This is a genomic window from Acidobacteriota bacterium (assembly GCA_035471785.1).
Taxonomy (GTDB): Bacteria; Acidobacteriota; UBA6911; order RPQK01; family DATIPO01; genus JANQFM01.
Map to the genome: position 1 here is coordinate 1 of DATIPQ010000128.1, position 2,056 is coordinate 2,056.

Sequence of the window (2,056 nt, forward strand, 5' to 3'; positions counted from 1 at the left end):
CTTCGGGCGGGTCGCGGGGGTGTGCTATTCTCGGCGCGATGAGCGGGAATTGCGTGGCGGCGGTGGTGGGCGCTGAAGGTTATGGGAACGAGAATTATCTGCTGGCCGTGGAGGCGCCGGAGATGGCCGGGGAGTGCCGTCCGGGGCAGTTCGTGATGGCCGCCGAGGAGAGCGGAGCGCTTTATCCGTCTCCCCTGTTGAAGCGAGCGCTGGCCGTCTATTCGAGGCGCTGGCAGGGGCGTGACGGGGTCTTGACCCTGCTGCTCAAGGTGATGGGGGACGGGACCCGGCGGCTGGCCTCGCTGAGGGCGGGCGACCGGGTCAGCCTGGTGGGTCCGCTGGGGAATGGATTCAGTTTGGATGAAGCCGCCGGGCGGGAGAGCTTTCTGGTGGCCGGCGGCATCGGGATCGCGTCCTTCTTGCTGCTGGCCGAGGAGCTTGCGGCGCGAGGCGAGAGGGCGGTGCTGGTCTATGGGGCCCGCAGCGCTTCCGATCTGATCGGCATTGACGACTTTGAACGGCTGGGAATGCCGGTCTACGTCTCTACCGACGACGGCAGCCGCGGCATCCGCGGGCTTGTGACGGGAGCGCTTGACCGGGCATTTCGGGAGCAAGCTCCTCGAAGTCCTCTTATCCTCACCTGCGGACCGACGCCCATGATGAAGGCCGTGGCGGGATGGTCGGGGCAACTGGGGCTGCCCTGCAGGATTTCGGTGGAGAACCGCATGGCCTGCGGGTTCGGGGTGTGCTTGGGGTGCACCGTCAAGACCCAGCAGGGCTACCGGCTGGCCTGCACGCACGGGCCCGTGTTCGAAGCCGAGTCGTTTGTCTTCAGCGAGCGCGGCGACGAAGGGGCCCCGTAAAGGGCGAAGGTCGAGGTCCGAAGTTCGAATGGGTGAAGCATGAGCGTTGACCTCAGCGTGACGATCGCCGGACAACAGTTTAAGAACCCGGTCCTGACGGCTTCGGGGACGTTTGGGTACGGGCTGGAGTTTTTGCCCTATTTCGACATTTCCTGTCTGGGAGGGTTTTGCACCAAGGGGCTGTCGCGGCGTCCGCGGAAAGGGAACGCTCCGGGGCGCATCCTGGAAACGCCCGCGGGGATGCTCAATGCCATCGGGCTGGAGAACGTGGGCGTGGGGGCCTTTATTTCCGAGAAGCTGCCGGCCCTGCGAGGACACGACACCCGCATCGTGGCCAACGTGCTGGGCGTAACGGTGGCCGAGTTCGTGGAAATCACCGAGATGCTTAACCCGGAAGAGCAGGTGAGCTGCCTGGAACTCAACATCTCTTGCCCCAACATCAAGGAAGGCGGAGTGGAGTTCGGACACGACCCCAGGATGACCTTCAAAGTGGTTGAAGCGGTCAAGAAGGCCTCGGCCAAGCCGGTGTGGGTCAAGCTGAGTCCCAACGTCACCGACGTCACGGTCTTCGCCCGCGCCTGCGAGGACGCGGGGGCCGACGCCATCACTCTGGTCAATACCTTTGTGGGCATGTCCATTCACGTGAAAGAGAAGCGTCCCATGCTCTCCAACACCGTGGGCGGACTGTCGGGGCCCTCCATCCGTCCGCTGGCGGTGCGGTTGACCTGGCAGTGCGCCCAGGCCGTCGACATCCCGGTCATCGGCATCGGAGGCATCAGCAACACCCGCGACGCCCTGGAGTTCATCCTGGCCGGGGCCACCGCGGTGCAGGTGGGGACGGCCAACTTCTACGACCCCTGCGCCGCTCCCAAGATCATCGATGGACTGCAAGAGCACTGCCGCCAGGAGGGCATCGGCAACATCAACGAACTGGTGGGTGGCGTCGAGGTTCGCGAAGGGCAGTTTTTTTACGAGTAATCTGATGTCCCGAAGGGACGGAGGAAGCCATGGAAGCTAGAGAGCGGATTATCGTGGCCTTGGATGTACCCTCGCGGGAGGAGGCGTTGGGGCTGGTGGACAGGTTGTCGGGCCACGTCGGACCCTTCAAGGTCGGATTGCAGTTGTTCACCGCCCACGGTCCTTCCATCGTGCGGGACGTGATCGGACGCGGTGGCGAGGTGTTTCTCGACCTC

Annotated in this window: 3 protein-coding genes; all 3 read left to right on the forward strand. The window is 64.4% G+C overall.

Features of this window, described 5'->3' with window-relative positions:
* A partial coding sequence (locus tag VLU25_18195; protein ID HSR69865.1) for a dihydroorotate dehydrogenase electron transfer subunit occupies positions 1-863 on the forward strand: 863 nt, incomplete at its 5' end.
* Between the two features lie 39 nt (positions 864-902).
* Positions 903-1,841 carry a dihydroorotate dehydrogenase gene (locus tag VLU25_18200; protein HSR69866.1) on the forward strand — a complete coding sequence of 313 codons (939 nt, stop codon included), beginning with the start codon at positions 903-905 and terminating at the stop codon, positions 1,839-1,841.
* A gap of 29 nt (positions 1,842-1,870) precedes the next feature.
* The coding region (locus tag VLU25_18205) for an orotidine 5'-phosphate decarboxylase / HUMPS family protein (GenBank protein HSR69867.1) at positions 1,871-2,056 on the forward strand (186 nt) is incomplete at its 3' end.